The 14,092-nt window shown below is 64.7% G+C and carries 13 protein-coding genes and 1 tRNA gene; 1 reads left to right on the forward strand and 13 read right to left on the reverse strand.

Annotation, left to right across the window (positions count from 1 at the left end):
• Positions 1-51: 51 nt before the first annotated feature.
• The 12 genes from WCE05_RS12795 to WCE05_RS12850 all read right to left on the reverse strand — a co-directional run bounded on the left by WCE05_RS12795 (position 52) and on the right by WCE05_RS12850 (position 11,759).
• Positions 52-1,050 (reverse strand): diguanylate cyclase, encoded by a 999-nt coding sequence (locus WCE05_RS12795; protein WP_225789338.1) that lies wholly within the window; start codon positions 1,048-1,050, stop codon positions 52-54.
• A 289-nt stretch (positions 1,051-1,339) separates the two neighbouring features.
• The gene (locus tag WCE05_RS12800; protein WP_368816030.1) at positions 1,340-2,653 is read right to left on the reverse strand and encodes a c-type cytochrome; all 1,314 of its coding nucleotides are present in this window, start codon (positions 2,651-2,653) and stop codon (positions 1,340-1,342) included.
• A gap of 10 nt (positions 2,654-2,663) precedes the next feature.
• Positions 2,664-4,451 (reverse strand): GMC family oxidoreductase, encoded by a 1,788-nt coding sequence (locus WCE05_RS12805; protein ID WP_225789340.1) that lies wholly within the window; start codon positions 4,449-4,451, stop codon positions 2,664-2,666.
• A gap of 3 nt (positions 4,452-4,454) precedes the next feature.
• Entirely contained in the window at positions 4,455-5,207 is a 753-nt protein-coding gene (locus tag WCE05_RS12810) for a gluconate 2-dehydrogenase subunit 3 family protein (RefSeq protein ID WP_368816031.1), read from the reverse strand.
• Positions 5,208-5,346: 139 nt separating this feature from the next.
• Positions 5,347-6,333 (reverse strand): 2-hydroxyacid dehydrogenase, encoded by a 987-nt coding sequence (locus tag WCE05_RS12815; RefSeq protein WP_368816032.1) that lies wholly within the window; start codon positions 6,331-6,333, stop codon positions 5,347-5,349.
• A 9-nt stretch (positions 6,334-6,342) separates the two neighbouring features.
• Entirely contained in the window at positions 6,343-7,620 is a 1,278-nt protein-coding gene (locus WCE05_RS12820; protein ID WP_225789343.1) for an MFS transporter, read from the reverse strand.
• A 64-nt stretch (positions 7,621-7,684) separates the two neighbouring features.
• Positions 7,685-8,638, reverse strand: coding sequence for a sugar kinase (locus WCE05_RS12825; protein ID WP_225789344.1), 954 nt, complete (start codon positions 8,636-8,638; stop codon positions 7,685-7,687).
• Complete coding sequence (locus tag WCE05_RS12830; protein WP_368816033.1) at positions 8,631-9,401, reverse strand: sugar phosphate isomerase/epimerase family protein; 771 nt, start codon at positions 9,399-9,401, stop codon at positions 8,631-8,633. The genes WCE05_RS12825 and WCE05_RS12830 overlap by 8 nt, the downstream gene beginning before the upstream one ends.
• Before the next feature lie 83 nt (positions 9,402-9,484).
• Entirely contained in the window at positions 9,485-10,507 is a 1,023-nt protein-coding gene (locus WCE05_RS12835; protein WP_368816034.1) for a LacI family DNA-binding transcriptional regulator, read from the reverse strand.
• A 147-nt stretch (positions 10,508-10,654) separates the two neighbouring features.
• Positions 10,655-10,729: transfer RNA gene (locus WCE05_RS12840), tRNA-Arg, on the reverse strand.
• A 161-nt stretch (positions 10,730-10,890) separates the two neighbouring features.
• A complete protein-coding gene (phnN, locus tag WCE05_RS12845; protein WP_253081412.1) occupies positions 10,891-11,502 on the reverse strand; it encodes a phosphonate metabolism protein/1,5-bisphosphokinase (PRPP-forming) PhnN in 612 nt (203 codons plus the stop codon).
• Positions 11,503-11,513: 11 nt separating this feature from the next.
• Positions 11,514-11,759 (reverse strand): hypothetical protein, encoded by a 246-nt coding sequence (locus WCE05_RS12850; protein WP_253081413.1) that lies wholly within the window; start codon positions 11,757-11,759, stop codon positions 11,514-11,516.
• Between the two features lie 86 nt (positions 11,760-11,845).
• Here WCE05_RS12850 and WCE05_RS12855 point away from each other — a divergent pair, with 86 nt between their 5' ends.
• Positions 11,846-12,172, forward strand: coding sequence for an Arc family DNA-binding protein (locus WCE05_RS12855; RefSeq protein WP_225789347.1), 327 nt, complete (start codon positions 11,846-11,848; stop codon positions 12,170-12,172).
• Between the two features lie 130 nt (positions 12,173-12,302).
• On the opposite strand, the gene mgtE is transcribed toward WCE05_RS12855, so the two are convergent.
• Positions 12,303-13,745, reverse strand: coding sequence for a magnesium transporter (gene mgtE / locus WCE05_RS12860; RefSeq protein ID WP_225789348.1), 1,443 nt, complete (start codon positions 13,743-13,745; stop codon positions 12,303-12,305).
• Between the last annotated feature and the right edge of the window lie 347 nt (positions 13,746-14,092).

Raw genomic sequence — 14,092 nt, forward strand, 5'->3', positions numbered from 1 at the left:
TCCCAGGCGCCGCGGGTCTTTTTTCATGTGCGGGTGGCCACCCCGGCTCCCCTACTCACCCACGGTATCCTTGCCAGCCGCCTTGGCCCGGTACAGGGCCTTGTCGGCACGGGCCAGCAGGCAGTACTGGTCTTCGTCCTCCCGCCACTGCACCACCCCGTAGCTCATGGTCAGGCGGTAATCCCCCACCGGCTCGACCGCCTCCATGGCCTGGCGAATCGCCCTCGCCACCTGCAGCGCCTCCTCCAGACCTGTCTGCGGCAGCACCACGACGAACTCATCCCCACCCCAGCGCGCCAGCAGGTCCTGGTCGCGCAGGCACTGGCGGATGCGCTCCACCACCTCGAGCAGCGCCGCATCGCCACGGGCATGGCCGTAGTGGTCGTTGATCGGCTTGAAGTCGTCCACGTCCATGACGATCAACGCCAGCGACTGGCGGAAGCGCCGGGCCCTTTCGCATTCCTGCTGCAGGGTCTTTTCCAGGCGATAGCGATTGGCCGTCCGGGTCAGCGCATCGCGCTCGGCCAGTTCGCGGTTCTCGTCCAGTTGCCGTTGCAACTGCTGGTTCACCCAGGACAGTTCGCGCGTCCGTTCGGCCACCTGGCTCTCCAGGGACTGGTTCTTCTGCTGGAGCTCGATCACCAGGCGCTTGCCCGCGTCGATGTTGCGGTGGGCGCCGAGCATGCGCGCCACCGAACCATCCTCGTTGCGAGCGATGATGTGGCCGCTGTCCTCGATCCAGATATAGCTGCCATCCTGGCAACGGCAGCGGTATTCGATACGGTAGCGTTCGTTGCGCTGGTTGATGTACGCCTCGAAGTGGGCCATCACCCGTGGATAGTCCTCCGGGTGGATCACGCTCTCCCAGGTGAGCACGTTGTTGGCCATGGAATGGCTCTCATAGCCGAGCATGGCGTACCAGCCGGGGTTGCGGTAGACATAACCGGTATTGGCGTTCCAATCCCAGATGCCGTCGCTGATCAGGTCGAACAAGGTGTGCAGTTGCTGCTCGCTGAAGCCGGCGGGTACCGGCCTGGACTCCTCGCTCATGGACGCTCTCCCTCGTGTCCAGCAACGGCACCCTGTTCAAGGTGCTGCCGGCAGTTGTCGTATTTGCCGCAGGTGGCAAGCTCGTTCCTCTCGCTGGCAAGCATAGTCCGGGCTGCTGGCTTGTCAGAATAGCCTGCACGGCCTGTTTCGTGGCTTTGCGAACACAGCTACAGGCCTTGCCCCTGGTGACGGGCCGGGAGGGCGATGAGCAGAACGATGGGAGTGCAAGCGTATCGGCGTGGTGTTTCGCGGTGCTTGAGCGGGGGCTGCCTTGCAGCCCCCTGGCAGGTCAGGGCTCCTTCACCCCTGTCGTATCGCCGATCAGCGAGTCGACCGTCAGCGCAGGCCGTGGCCCTTTGCGCAAACCGGCCACCTGGCGCGCCGTCACGGTCGCGCCCTGGTTGCCCCAGCTGCCGCGGATGAAGTTGACCACATCGGCCACCTCCTGGTCCGTCATCCGCCAGGCGAAGCCCGGCATCGTGAAGGTAGAAGGCGCTGTCGCCGTAGCCGGCAGGGTCCCGCCTTCGAGCACGATATGGATCAGCGAGGTGGCATCCTCGCCCTGCAAGACCGGGTTGCCGGCCAGGGCCGGGAACACCCGCGCGTACCCCTTGCCATCCGTACGGTGGCAGGCGGCGCAGTTGTCCACGTAGAGCGCCGCGCCAGTCTTGCCGTCATCGCCCTTCCACAAGGCTTCGGCGACCTGGCGGTCCTCCCGGAACGGCGTGTCGTTCGGGTTCACCGGCGGCAACGACTTCAGGTAGCGGGCAATGGCGGTGAGGTCGGCATCGCTCATGTACTGCATGCTGTGCTCGACCACGTCGCTCATACCGCCGAACACCGCGGTGCGCTCGTTGCGCCCAGTCTTGAGGAAGTCGACGATCTGCGCCTCGCTCCAACTGCCCAGGCCGTCCTTGTGGTCTCCACGCAGGTTCTTGGCGATCCAGCCTTCCAGCGGAGCACTGCCAGACAGGTAAGCATCGCCCTCAGAGGCGTCCAGGGCTTTTTCCTGCATGGTCAGCGCCCGGGGCGTGTGGCAGGCACCACAATGCCCCAGGCCCTCGACCAGGTATGCGCCACGGGCCAGCACCGGGTCGCGGCCAGCGGCCTCGAACGGCTTGACCTCGGGGGCGAACAACCCGCGCCAGAACGCCAGCGGCCAGCGCATGCTCAACGGCCAGGGGATGTCGCTGTCCTGGTTGGCCTGCTCCACCGGCGGCACGCCGTGCATGAAGTAGGCGTAGAGGGCACGCATGTCGTCGTCGCTGACCCGGGCGTAGGAAGGATACGGCATGGCCGGGTACAGGGTACTGCCGTTCTTGCCGATGCCCTGGCGCACGGCGCGCTCGAAGTCCTCGTAGCGGTAGTCGCCGATGCCGGTCGGGTGGGGGGTGATGTTGGTCGAATACAGCGTACCGATGGGCGTCTCCATGGGCAGGCCACCGGCGAACGGCTTGCCGCCCTTGGCCGTGTGGCAGGCCACGCAGTCGCCGGCGCGAGCCAGGTACTCGCCCTGCTTCACCAGCGCTGGGTCGACGGCGTCTGCCGCGTACGACAGGGTACTGACGCCCAGGCTCAGGGCGGCGATCAGAAATCGTTTCATGCTCGACCTCCTATGCCTGCACCAGTGGACCTGGGTTCTTCAGGTACACCTGGCGAATGGCCCGTGCCGACCAGTAGGTCAGCGCCGCCACCAGCCCGGTGGGGTTGTAGCCCAGCCCTTGGGGGAAGGCCGAGGCGCCCGGTACGAACACGTTGTGCACGTCCCAGCTCTGCAAGTAGCGATTGATGGCGCTGGTCTTGGGATCGGTGCCCATGATCGCGCCGCCGTTGAGGTGGGTGGTCTGGTAGGTGGTGGCATCGAAATGCTCGCCGAAGTCCTTCATCGATGCGGTGAGCGCCTTGGGCCCCATGGCCTCGGCGATCTTGCGCATCTTCTCGACCATGAAGCGGTTCATCTTCACGTCGTTGTCCTTCCAGTCGAAGGTCATGCGCAGCAGCGGCAAGCCGTAGGCGTCCTTGTACACCGGGTCCAGGTCCAGGTAGTTGTCGCGGTAGGACTGGTGCGCACCGTGGGCGTCCATCGACAGCATGTGCCTGTAGCTGTCGGCCACCGCGGCCTTCCAGGCACTGCCCCACTTGGGCGTACCCGGCGGGGTCTTGGTACCGGCGATAGGCTTGGTGCCGGCCTGGTTGACCCAGAATGGCGAGCCGCCGACGAAGCCGTGAGGACCGTGGTCGAAGTTGTCGGCATTGAAGTCGTCCACCGCCACGCCATTGCCGCCGGCACCGATGAAGGGGTTGGTGTGGTGGCTGTCCTTATCGAAGAATGCCGTCACCGTGGAGAGGTTCTGGAAGGCGAAGTTGCGCCCCACCACCCCTTCGTTGCGGACCGGGTCGTAGGGTTTGCCGATACCCGAGAGCAGCATCAGGCGCACGTTGTTGAACTGGAACGCGCCGAGGATCACCAGGTCCGCCGGCTGCTCCACTTCGCGCCCCTGGGCATCGACGTAGGTCACGCCGGTGGCCAGGTTCTTCTCGACGTTGAGGTTCACCCGCAGCACATGGGCGTTGTTGCGCAGCTCGAAGTTCTCCGCCTGGCGCAGGGCCGGCAGGATATTCACGTTGGGCGAGGCCTTGGAATACATGTAGCAGGCATAGCCACTGCAGTAGCCACAGAAGTTGCACGGCCCCATCTGGGCCCCGTAGGGGTTGGTGTAAGGGCCGGAGGTGTTGGCTGAGGGCAGGTTGTAGGGGTGGTAGCCGACCTCGCGGGCGGCCTTTTCGAACAACTGGGCCGAAACGGTGTTCTTCTGCGCCGGCAGCGGGAAGTCATCGGAGCGGTCCGGGGAGAACGGGTTGCCGCCTGTGTCGCGACCGACCACCTGGCCCTTGATCGACCAGGCGGTGCCGGAGGTACCGAAGACCTTCTCGGCGAAATCGAAGTACGGCTCCAGTTCTTCATAGCTGACGCCGAAGTCCTGGATGGTCATGCCTTCGGGGATGAAGGCCTTGCCGTAGCGTTCCTCGTAATGGCTGCGCATGCGCAGCTCCATCGGGTCGACCCGAAAGTGCACGCCGGACCAGTGCAGCCCTGCCCCGCCGGTCCCCGTGCCGGGGAGGAAGGCGCCGAACTGGCGATAGGGTACGGCGATATCGTTCAGGCTGTGGCGCAAGGTCACGGTCTCGCGGGAGATGTCCATGAACAGCTTCTTGCGCGAGTTGTAGGTCAGCTCGTCCATGGTCTGCGGATAGACCCCGTCCGGGTAGGTGTCACGGGCAGGCCCGCGCTCCAGGGCCACCACCTGCAGGCCAGCCTCGGTCAGCTCCTTGGCCATGATGGCGCCGGTCCAGCCGAACCCGACGATGACCGCATCGACTTTTTTCATCACCTGGGCCATTGCTCAGCCTCGCTCGCCACTGATGGATACCGGCGGGAAGGGATAGCGCTCGTCGCGCTCCACCCAATCCATGAAATCGGCGCGGGCACCGGGGAACCCCACCAGTTTCCAGCCGGCCATGCCTTGGTTGCCGCCGTGCAGAGGGTCGCTGAAGAAGCCTTCGCGGGTGTTGAGCCAGAGCATGGCGAAGAAGGTCGCGGCGGGCACCGACTGGAACTGCGCCTTGCCACTGTCCAGGGCTTCCAGGGCCTGCTCCTGTTGCGCAAGGGGCATCTCGGCGAAGGGCTTTTGCCACTGCGCCTTGCACCAGGCATCGGTCTCCTGGATACCCAGGCGATAGATTTCCTGGGGGCTGAGCTTGAGCTGGTAGCCCAGTTCGGCCGGGGCATCCGGGTGGAACGGCCCCTGCATGTACCACAGGCCACCGCTGCCATAGCGGGTATTGAGCTGGCGGTCGATGAACTCCGGCACACCGGCCTGCGCAGCACCAGGGCCCAGTGCATCGGCCGGAATCAGCACCGACACGGCAGCGACGATGAACGCCCATTCTTCAGCGCTGAAGAAAGTCGGCTGGTAGGCGCGAGCCTGAACCTGGGCTTTTTCTCGGGCCGCAGGGGATGCGGGTTTGGCAGTTTCGGCAAGCACGACCCCGCCCATGCCGGTACTGGCGAGGGTCGCCACCGGAATGAGGGTCAGTGATTTGCGCAGGAACTCGCGTCGCGCCGGTTGCGCGAAGGCAGGTTCGTCGTTAGGCATGGCTTGAGCCTCTCCTTTAACAAGTCAATCAGGTCATACAAGGCATACGCTCCGTTCGTGCGGGGCTGTTGTTGTTTTCGGGGGTAGCCTCGGCAAGCCTGCAACGAGCCACGCTGGGGCCCGTGCAGGCTCCGTCTGGTCAGCCTGCCCGGCGCTCCCAGGCCTGGGGGTTCACCAGGTTCGCCGGCCGCTCGCCGGCCAGCGCGGCGAGCATGTTGTCCACCGCGCAACGGGCCATGGCTTCGCGGGTTTCCTGGGTGGCCGAGCCGATGTGCGGGGTCACCACCAGGTTGTCCAGTTGCAGCAGCGGCGAGTCCGCAGGCAACGGCTCGCGAACGAAGACGTCCAGGCCGGCGCCACGGATGCGCCGCTCGCGCAGGGCCTGCAGCAGCGCCGGCTCGTCCAGCACCCGGCCACGGGAGATGTTCACCAGGATCGCCGAGGGCTTCATCAGCGCCAGTTCCCGCTCGCCGATGAGGTTTTCCGTCTCTGGGCCAAGGGGCACGCACAGGCAGACGAAATCGGACTCTGCCAGCAAGGCGTCGAGGCTGCGGTGACGAGCCCCATGCCGCGCCTGCACCTCGGGGCGCGGCCGCCGGGTGTGATACAGCACCTGCATACCAAAGCCGGCCTGGGCCCGGCGCGCCAGGGCTTCGCCGATGCGCCCCATGCCGACGATGCCGAGGGTCTTGCCGTGCACGTCGCAGCCGAACTGCGCCGGGCCGATGCCAGCACGCCAGTGGCCATCGCGGATCCAGCCGTCCAGCTCGACCACCCGCCGGGCGCAGGCCAGCAGCAGGGCGAAGCCGGTGTCGGCGGTGGTTTCGGTGAGCACGTCGGGGGTGTTGGTCAGCAGCACGCCGCGGCGGTCCAGTTCGCCGATGTCGTAGTTGTCCACCCCCACCGACACACTGGAGACCACTTCAAGCTGCGGCGCCAGGCCCAGCAGCGCGCTGTCCAGGCGCAGGCTCGCGCCGAGCAGCCCATGGGCCCCAGGCAGTGCCGCACGCAGGCGGGCCAGGCCATCGGCAGACGGGGCCTCGACCAAGGTCACCTCGGCGTGAGCCTGCAGACGCTGCATGAGCTCATCGGACAGGCGTTTGTAGAGGACGATGCGTTTTTTCATGATCGGTACCTATTGGCTGGGCGCCAGGCGGGAGCGACGCGCCTGGTGCGACGGATTGAGGATGGCGGTCAGGGCCACGGCCAGCAGCAGCGAGCCGCACATGAACAGGTAGGAAGCCCCGGGGCCACCGGTGACGCCGTTGAGGTAGCCGACCAGCCAGGAGCCGGAGAACGAGCCCAGCGCGCCCATGCTGTTGATCAGCGCCATGGCGCCGCCGGCGACGTTGCTCGGCAACACCTCGGGCACGATGGCGAAGAACGGGCCATAGGGGGCGTACATGCAGGCGCCGGCGATCACCAGCAGCGCGTAGGACCACCAGAAATGCTCGGTGCCCAGGCTGTAGGAGCCGTAAAAGGCCAAGGCGGCGATCAGCAGCGGTGGCCAGACGAAGCGCTTGCGCTTCTGCATCCGGTCGGACGCCCAGGACACGCCGAGCATCGCCAGCACCGCCACCAGGTACGGCACCGCCGACAGCCAGCCGGCGGTGACGATGTCCACGGAGGCCGCGTGCTTGAGGATCGACGGCAGCCAGAGGACGAAACCGTAGACCCCGATGCTCCAGCAGAAGTACTGCAGCGACAGCACGATCACCTTGGGCGAGCGGAAGGCCTCGCGGTAGTTCTTCACCGGCGCGATACCTTGTTGCTCGGCGTCCAGAGCCTCCTGCAGCGCTGTCTTCTCGCCTTCGCTGAGCCACTTGGCCTGGGCCGGGCGGTCATCCACCAGGCGCCACCAGATGAAGGCCCAGAACACCGCCGGCAGGCCCTCGATGATGAACATCCAGCGCCAGTCGAAGTGCTTGACCAGATAGCCGGAGACCACCGACATCCAGAGGATGGTCACGGGATTGCCGAGGATCAGGAAGGTATTGGCCCGCGAACGCTCGGCACGGGTGAACCAGTGGCACAGGTAGATGAGCATGGCTGGCATCACGGCAGCCTCCACCACGCCGAGCAAGAAGCGGATGCCGATCAGCAGGTACACGTCCTGGACCATGCCGGTGAGGGTCGCAAGGCCGCCCCAGAGGATCAGGCTGACGAAGATCAGTTTCTTCACGCTGCGCTTTTGCGCATAGATCGCGCCAGGCACCTGGAAGAAGAAATACCCCAGGAAGAACAGCGCCCCCAGCAACGAGGACAACGCCGGGGTGATGTGCAGGTCGTCGGCCATGCCGGAGGCTGCGGCGAAGCCGTAGTTGGCACGGTCGAGGTAGGCCAGGCTGTAGGTGATGAAGACAATGGGCATGATGTACCACCAACGGCGTGGCGCGAGTCGTTCGATCGGCATGATGTTTCTCCTGAGCTTTTTGTTTTTGTTGCAACAGGTACCGGCCGGGCCGGTGGTTCAGGGTTCAGCCGCCACAGCGGCCTTCGTAATCGTCCAGTTCATGGCGCTGCGGCAGGCCTTCCATGTCGCCGCGCGACTGCACCGCGCGGCTGCCGCACCAGTTGCCTCGCGTCACGGCGCGGCGCAGGTCGTGGCCCTCGAGCAAGGCGCTGATCACGCCGACGGCGAAAGCATCGCCCGCCCCGACCGTGTCCACCACCTGGGCCACCGGTCGAGGGGCGACCACACCTTCGCCACCGCGGGCATCGCGAAAATACGCGCCCTCGGCACCCAGCTTGATGGCCACGCATTGCACGCCGTGCTCCAGGTAGAAGCCGGCGATGGCCTCCGGGGTCTGCCGGCCGGTGAGCAGGCGGCCCTCCTCCAGCCCCGGCAGTACCCAGTGGGCCTTGACCGCCAGGGCATTGATCTCGCGCACCATGGTCTGGCGGTCCGGCCATAGCGAGGGCCGCAGGTTGGGGTCGAAGGAAATACTGCGGCCGTTGGCGCGCATGGTATCCAGCAGCCGGTGGGACAGCTCGCGGCAGGTCGCCGACAAGGCCGGCGGGATGCCCGTGGCGTGCAGGTGGCGCGCCTGCAACAGTTCAGGACGCAGCGCTGCCGGCGACAGGCGACTGGCCGCCGAGCCACGGCGGAAATACTCCACCTGCGGGTCGCTGCCATCGTCGCAGCGCGCCTTGAGCTGAAAGCCAGTGGGATGCTCGGGGTCGACCTCGACAGCGTCGCAGCCCAGGCCTTCGCGGCGCAGGCTGGCCAGCACGAACGCCCCCAGGGAGTCGTCGCCGACACGGCTCAGCCAGTTCACCCGCAGGCCCAGACGTGCCAAGCCGATGGCCACGTTGCTGTCGGCACCGGCGATGCGCTTGCCGAAGCCTTGCACCTGGGCCAGGTCACCGCAGTGTTCGGCGACGAACATGGCCATGGTCTCGCCGAAGCACAACACATCATGTTCAGCCATGGCGCACCTGCGAACCCAACTGGGCCAGGTGCGCGACCTGCCGCCGGGTCAAGGCTGGCAGGTCGTCGCCAGCCAGAGGGTATTCGATGGCGCGCGGCACGCCGGGCGCGAAATGGCTCATCAGCTCGCACCACTGCGCAAGGTCGTCAGGTTGCGGCTCCACCGCCACCAGGCGCCCGTCGTCACGACGCACCACGGCCTTGCAATGTACGTAGCGCACCCAGCGCCCCAACAGTTGCGCCGCCTGCAAGGGCGATTCGTCCTGCCAGTGCCAGTTGCCGATGTCGAAGGTCATCCCGGGTGCCAGGCCTTGTTCTTCTGCGCGCTGGAAGAAGCGCAACAGGGGCTCGAGGCGACCACCCTGGACGGTCTGGTCGTTCTCCACGAACAGTGCCGCGCTGTGCCCCAGCAGGGGGCGCAAGGCCTCGAGGTCGCAATCGTCGCGGTAGTGGCCCAACGAGACTTTCAACGCCACGGCCCCGATCGCGCAGGCCAGGCGCAACCGCCCGGCCACCTCCGGCTCCAGGCTGCCGTCCTCGCGCCAGAGCTCCAGCGGCGTCGAATAGAGGCTTTCCAGGCCCTGCTCGGCACTGGCCGTGGCCAGCATGACGGCATCCGGCCACGCCTCGAACAGTTCTTCGCGCCACTCGACACGGCTGGCGCCGGACGCAGCCAAGAGCGGCAGGTAGGCGAGCTGGCCCTGACGCTTCACGGCATCGGCACCGAAGCTCGACAGGCTGATGGAAACGGGGTGCGTGTGCATGGTCGTTTGTCCTTGTTTTTGTTGATATGAAACCGGTTTCATTTTCAGGCGAAGAGACGGCGCGGCAGCGGGCCGCGCCGGCTTCAGTCGCGTATCGGGGTGGAGTTTCGCACGATGAGTTCGGCCCGCAGGTCCATGCGCCGCGCGGGCAAGCGGCTGCCCTGCAGACGCTCCAACAGGCATTGGAAGGCTGCGGCGCCGATGCGTTCGGTGGGTTGCGCCAAGGCGGTGATGCCCCCCCCGACCAAGGGGTACCAGTCCAGTTCGTCGAGCGCTACCAGGCCCAGGTCACGGAACAGGTGCTCCCCCCGTTCGCGCAGGTTGCGCATGACTTCGAGCGTGGCCACGCCGTTGCAGGTGAACAGGGCCTGCGGTCCGTGGCCGGCGCTGGCGAGAAAGCCCGCCAGTCGCTCGTGCAGGCTGCCACCCACTTCTATCACCTGACCTCGTAGCCCACGCCGCCGGGCGATGGAAGCCTGGAAAGCCGACACCCGCTCTTGCCGTGAACTGGTACCGTCGAGGGGCTCGCTGATGGCCAGGATGTCGCGGTAACCACGCTGCTGCAGGTGATCGAGGGCTTGCTCGACCGCATCGGCGTTGTCCAGGCCCACCAGGTCGGCCTGCAACTCCGCCAGTTGGCGATCCACCAGCACCATGGGCAGTTCACGGGCAAGGCTGGACAACTCGCCGGCATGATGGCCGAGGGTATTCACGATCAGGCCATCGACGTTGTACGACTGCAGGGCCTGCAGGTGCAGGCGCTCCTGCTCGTCGTCGCAATCGGTGTTGCACACCACCAGGCTATAGCCATGCTGGCGGCAGGCAGTCTCGACGCCGTGCATCACCGCGACGGAATAAGGATTGCGGATATCCGCCAGGAGCATGCCGACCAGCCGCGTGTGGCCACGCTTGAGGGCGCTGGCCATGCGGCTGGGGCGGTAGTCGAGCTGCTCGATCACCGCCTCGATGCGCTGCGCGGTGGCGTCGGCGAGCAGTTGCCGATCACCGCCGATATAACGCGACACCGTGGCCTTGGAAACACCGGCGGCCTTGGCTACGTCACTGATGGTGGCCCGCCCGCGAGCTGGCGAAAGTATCTTGTCCACCCTGTCACCTTTTTGTTTGCACTTGTGCTGGTAGGGTTGATGAAACCGGTTTCAATAAATCAGGGATGGGCGGCTTCGTCAAGCGCACAAGGCGTTCAGGGTTGTCGGGGTTTGAGTGGAAAGCGTAACGGCATCGCTACTGGAAGATGGCGTCCCCGGCAGGAATCGAACCTGCATCAAGGCCTTAGGAGGGCCCCGTTCTATCCATTAAACTACGAGGACGGATAGCTCGGCCCCCTTGGCTATACGGCATGCAGAAGGGAGCGACGGTCGTGCGGCCTTGCACGGGCCAGCCTGGCGCGCAAGAACGGCGAGCATGTTAACCAGCGATCCGCCGTTTGTCATGTCTCAATCGGGCTTTTTGCACGTAATCCTTTTCTGCCCTAGCTCGCCGGGGCATGCACCACCCTGTCGATCACGCCTTCCCGGGCCAGCAGGTCGAGCAAGACAGTGACCGTCGTGTCCAACGAAGCGGAATTGTCCAAAACATGCGTCGCAGGATCGTCATCGGCCTGCAGGCGAGCGCTGCGCGCCAAGCGTCGTTCGATCTCCAGGGCGCTCTCCCGCCCCCTGGCGAGCAAGCGCTGGCGCAGGACCTGCGGCGCCACTTCAAGGCGGATCGCCAACAGCCCGGGATAGCGTCGGCGCGCCTCGGCCAGGTAACCGCGCGAGCCATTGACCAGCACAGGGCAACCCGCTGCCAGCCAGTCATCGATCTGCGCGGGAATGCCGTAGGCCAGGCCATTGGCCTGCCAATGCATCGCAAAAGCCCCCGCCGCCCGCATTTCTTCGAAGCGTTCGGGGCTGACCCCATGGGCATCCTCGCCCCTGGCTTCTGCCGAGCGAGTGATGACCCGCTTGGCGATCCGCACCCCATTGGCCATCAATTGCCCGCGAGCCGCCTCGATCAGGGAATCTTTTCCCGATCCGGAAGGTCCAAGCAAAAATACCAGGCGACCTGCTGGGGTGGTCGTGCCGCTTGCGTCATGCTGCATTGCCACTATGCTCAATTGAAAACCTGCACGTTTTTGATTTTTACCGGGCCTTTGCTGATTTTTACCAGATTTTGACGACAAAGGCCTGACGAGACGACAAACCGGGAAAAGCAAAACTTTTCAAACCAGTACTCATTTCTGATAATTGGTACTGGCAAAAAGCCTTTATCCGGATCACTATTTGTCACAGAATTGACGCCAAGGAAACGGCGACCATAAGGCAAGATGAGCACCCGAATTGCATCACGGTTGAACATTTTGCCGTCGCCACGGTCGTACTTCCATCGTGCGGCCAATTTGAGAACCGCTTCCCCTTGAAACCTGAAAAACCGGTCAATTTAATATGCGCCCAATGAAACAGGCTATCTATTCGAGCCGCACCGCTGACAAGTTCGTCGTCCGCCTGCCAGACGGAATGCGTGAGCGCATTGCCGAGGTAGCGCGCAACCATCACCGCAGCATGAACTCCGAAATCATCGCGCGCCTGGAGCAGAGCCTCATCCAGGAAGGCGCGCTGGGCGACGAGCTGAGCATGCGCCTGGACAGCCCCGAGCTGACCCTGCACGAACGTGAGCTGCTGCAACGCTTCCGTCAACTTACCCACCGCCAGCAGAACGCCCTGGTCGCCCTGATCGCCCATGACGTGGAAATGGCTGCAGACGCTTCCTGACCGACGCCAACCCCAGCAAAAAAGCCAGCGTAAGCTGGCTTTTTTCGTTGTGGCTCAGTGATCGCCCTTCAGGGCCGCTTGCCCGCGATGGGCTGCACTGCAGCCCCAGGATGACAGCCCTACGGCATGCTCAAAGCAGAAACAGCGTCGCCAACCCCAGGAAGATGAAGAAGCCGCCGCTATCGGTGACCGCGGTGATCATAACGCTCGAACCCATCGCCGGGTCGCGTCCCAGGCGTGTCAGGGTCATGGGAATCAGCACACCCATGAGCGCCGCCAGCAACAGGTTCAAGGTCATTGCCGCGGTCATCACCAGCCCCAGCGACCAACTGCCGTAGAGCCAGAACGCCACCGCACCGATCACCCCACCCCAGATCAGGCCGTTGAGCAGCGAAACCGCCAGCTCCTTGCGCATCAGGCGGCTGGTGTTGCCTGGCGAGACCTGGTCCAACGCCATTGCGCGAACGATCATGGTGATGGTCTGGTTGCCTGAGTTGCCACCGATACCCGCCACGATCGGCATCAGGGCGGCCAACGCGACCAGCTTCTCGATCGAGCCCTCGAACAGGCCGATCACCCGCGAGGCCAGGAAGGCCGTGATCAGGTTGATGGCCAACCAGGCCCAGCGGTTGCGCAGCGAGCGCCAGACCGAGGCGAAGATATCTTCCTCTTCGCGCAGACCGGCCATGTTCAACACTTCGCTCTCGCTTTCCTCACGGATCAGGTCAACCATCTCGTCGATGGTCAGGCGGCCGATAAGGCGATCGCCCTTGTCCACCACCGGAGCGGAAATCAAGTCATAGCGCTCGAAGGCCTGGGCTGCGTCGTAGGCATCCTCCTCGGGGTGGAAGGTCACCGGGTCGGTGGCCATGACCTCCGCGACCTTTTTCTCCGGATCGTTGACCAACAGACGCTTGATCGGCAGCACGCCCTTGAGCAGGCCGTCGTAGTCGACCACGAACACTTTGTCGGTATGACTGGGCAGCTCCTTGAGCCGGCGCAGGTAGCGCAGCACCACTTCCAGGCTGACATCCTCACGGATGGTCACCATCTCGAAGTCCATCAGCGCACCGACTTGCTCCTCGTCGTAGCTCAGGGCCGAGCGCACACGCTCGCGCTGCTGGGCATCGAGGCTTTCCATCAGCTCATGGACAACGTCGCGCGGCAGCTCTGGCGCCAGGTCGGCCAGTTCGTCGGCATCCATTTCCTTGGCAGCGGCGAGCAGCTCGTGATCGTCCATGTCGGCGATCAGGGTCTGGCGTACGGCGTCGGAGACTTCGAGCAGGATGTCGCCGTCGCGCTCGGAGCGGACCAATTGCCAGACCGTCAGGCGGTCGTCGAGCGGCAGGGCCTCGAGGATGTAGGCGATATCGGCGGGGTGCAGGTCGTCGAGCTTGCGCTGCAGCTCGACCAGGTTCTGGCGGTGGACGAGATTTTCCACCAGGTCGTGATGGTGACCTTCCTGACGGTGCGTCAGGTCCTCGACCACCCGTTGGCGCTGCAGCAGCTCGATCACCTGGGCAAGGCGATCCTGCAGGCTCTCTTGGGCTTTCTTTACTTCGACTTCGGTCATAGGCGAACTCCACTCCCAGCAGCGGAGCACGCCGGGAGAATCAATCGGTCGGATCTAGCTTGGTAAATCGTGTTATCGAGTAACTACTGGGTAAGTCCATGGTGGTATTCCACAAGCCCCGGCGGGGCTGACGGGCGCAATCATACACTGCATCAGCTGTCAGATCGCTTAAATTTTTGGCCAGAACAATCGTTTGCGCGATAAAGCTGTGACAACGCTGGAAGCCAACAGTGCGACGGCCGATCCAGACTAAAAAGCACATTCGAGTTCGAGCCCATGGAAGATCGCGCAGCTCGGCAGGCTGCACGGTCGTGCAAGGCACGGGTGACATACAGGCCGCCCGCCCC

The sequence above is a fragment of the Pseudomonas sp. I2 genome, assembly GCF_040984075.1.
GTDB classification, from domain to species: Bacteria; Pseudomonadota; Gammaproteobacteria; order Pseudomonadales; family Pseudomonadaceae; genus Aquipseudomonas; species Aquipseudomonas guariconensis_B.

What these genes read in the sequence shown, in the direction of transcription:
- WCE05_RS12850 (WP_253081413.1), bottom strand. Translation starts at nt 11,759, where the DNA reads ATGTTCAACCGTGATGCAATTCGGGTGCTCATCTTGCCTTATGGTCGC.
- WCE05_RS12795 (WP_225789338.1), bottom strand. Translation starts at nt 1,050, where the DNA reads ATGAGCGAGGAGTCCAGGCCGGTACCCGCCGGCTTCAGCGAGCAGCAA.
- WCE05_RS12825 (WP_225789344.1), bottom strand. Translation starts at nt 8,638, where the DNA reads ATGGCTGAACATGATGTGTTGTGCTTCGGCGAGACCATGGCCATGTTC.
- WCE05_RS12800 (WP_368816030.1), bottom strand. Translation starts at nt 2,653, where the DNA reads ATGAAACGATTTCTGATCGCCGCCCTGAGCCTGGGCGTCAGTACCCTG.
- WCE05_RS12805 (WP_225789340.1), bottom strand. Translation starts at nt 4,451, where the DNA reads ATGGCCCAGGTGATGAAAAAAGTCGATGCGGTCATCGTCGGGTTCGGC.
- WCE05_RS12815 (WP_368816032.1), bottom strand. Translation starts at nt 6,333, where the DNA reads ATGAAAAAACGCATCGTCCTCTACAAACGCCTGTCCGATGAGCTCATG.
- WCE05_RS12855 (WP_225789347.1), top strand. Translation starts at nt 11,846, where the DNA reads ATGCGCCCAATGAAACAGGCTATCTATTCGAGCCGCACCGCTGACAAG.
- WCE05_RS12810 (WP_368816031.1), bottom strand. Translation starts at nt 5,207, where the DNA reads ATGCCTAACGACGAACCTGCCTTCGCGCAACCGGCGCGACGCGAGTTC.
- WCE05_RS12820 (WP_225789343.1), bottom strand. Translation starts at nt 7,620, where the DNA reads ATGCCGATCGAACGACTCGCGCCACGCCGTTGGTGGTACATCATGCCC.
- mgtE (WP_225789348.1), bottom strand. Translation starts at nt 13,745, where the DNA reads ATGACCGAAGTCGAAGTAAAGAAAGCCCAAGAGAGCCTGCAGGATCGC.
- WCE05_RS12830 (WP_368816033.1), bottom strand. Translation starts at nt 9,401, where the DNA reads ATGCACACGCACCCCGTTTCCATCAGCCTGTCGAGCTTCGGTGCCGAT.
- phnN (WP_253081412.1), bottom strand. Translation starts at nt 11,502, where the DNA reads ATGCAGCATGACGCAAGCGGCACGACCACCCCAGCAGGTCGCCTGGTA.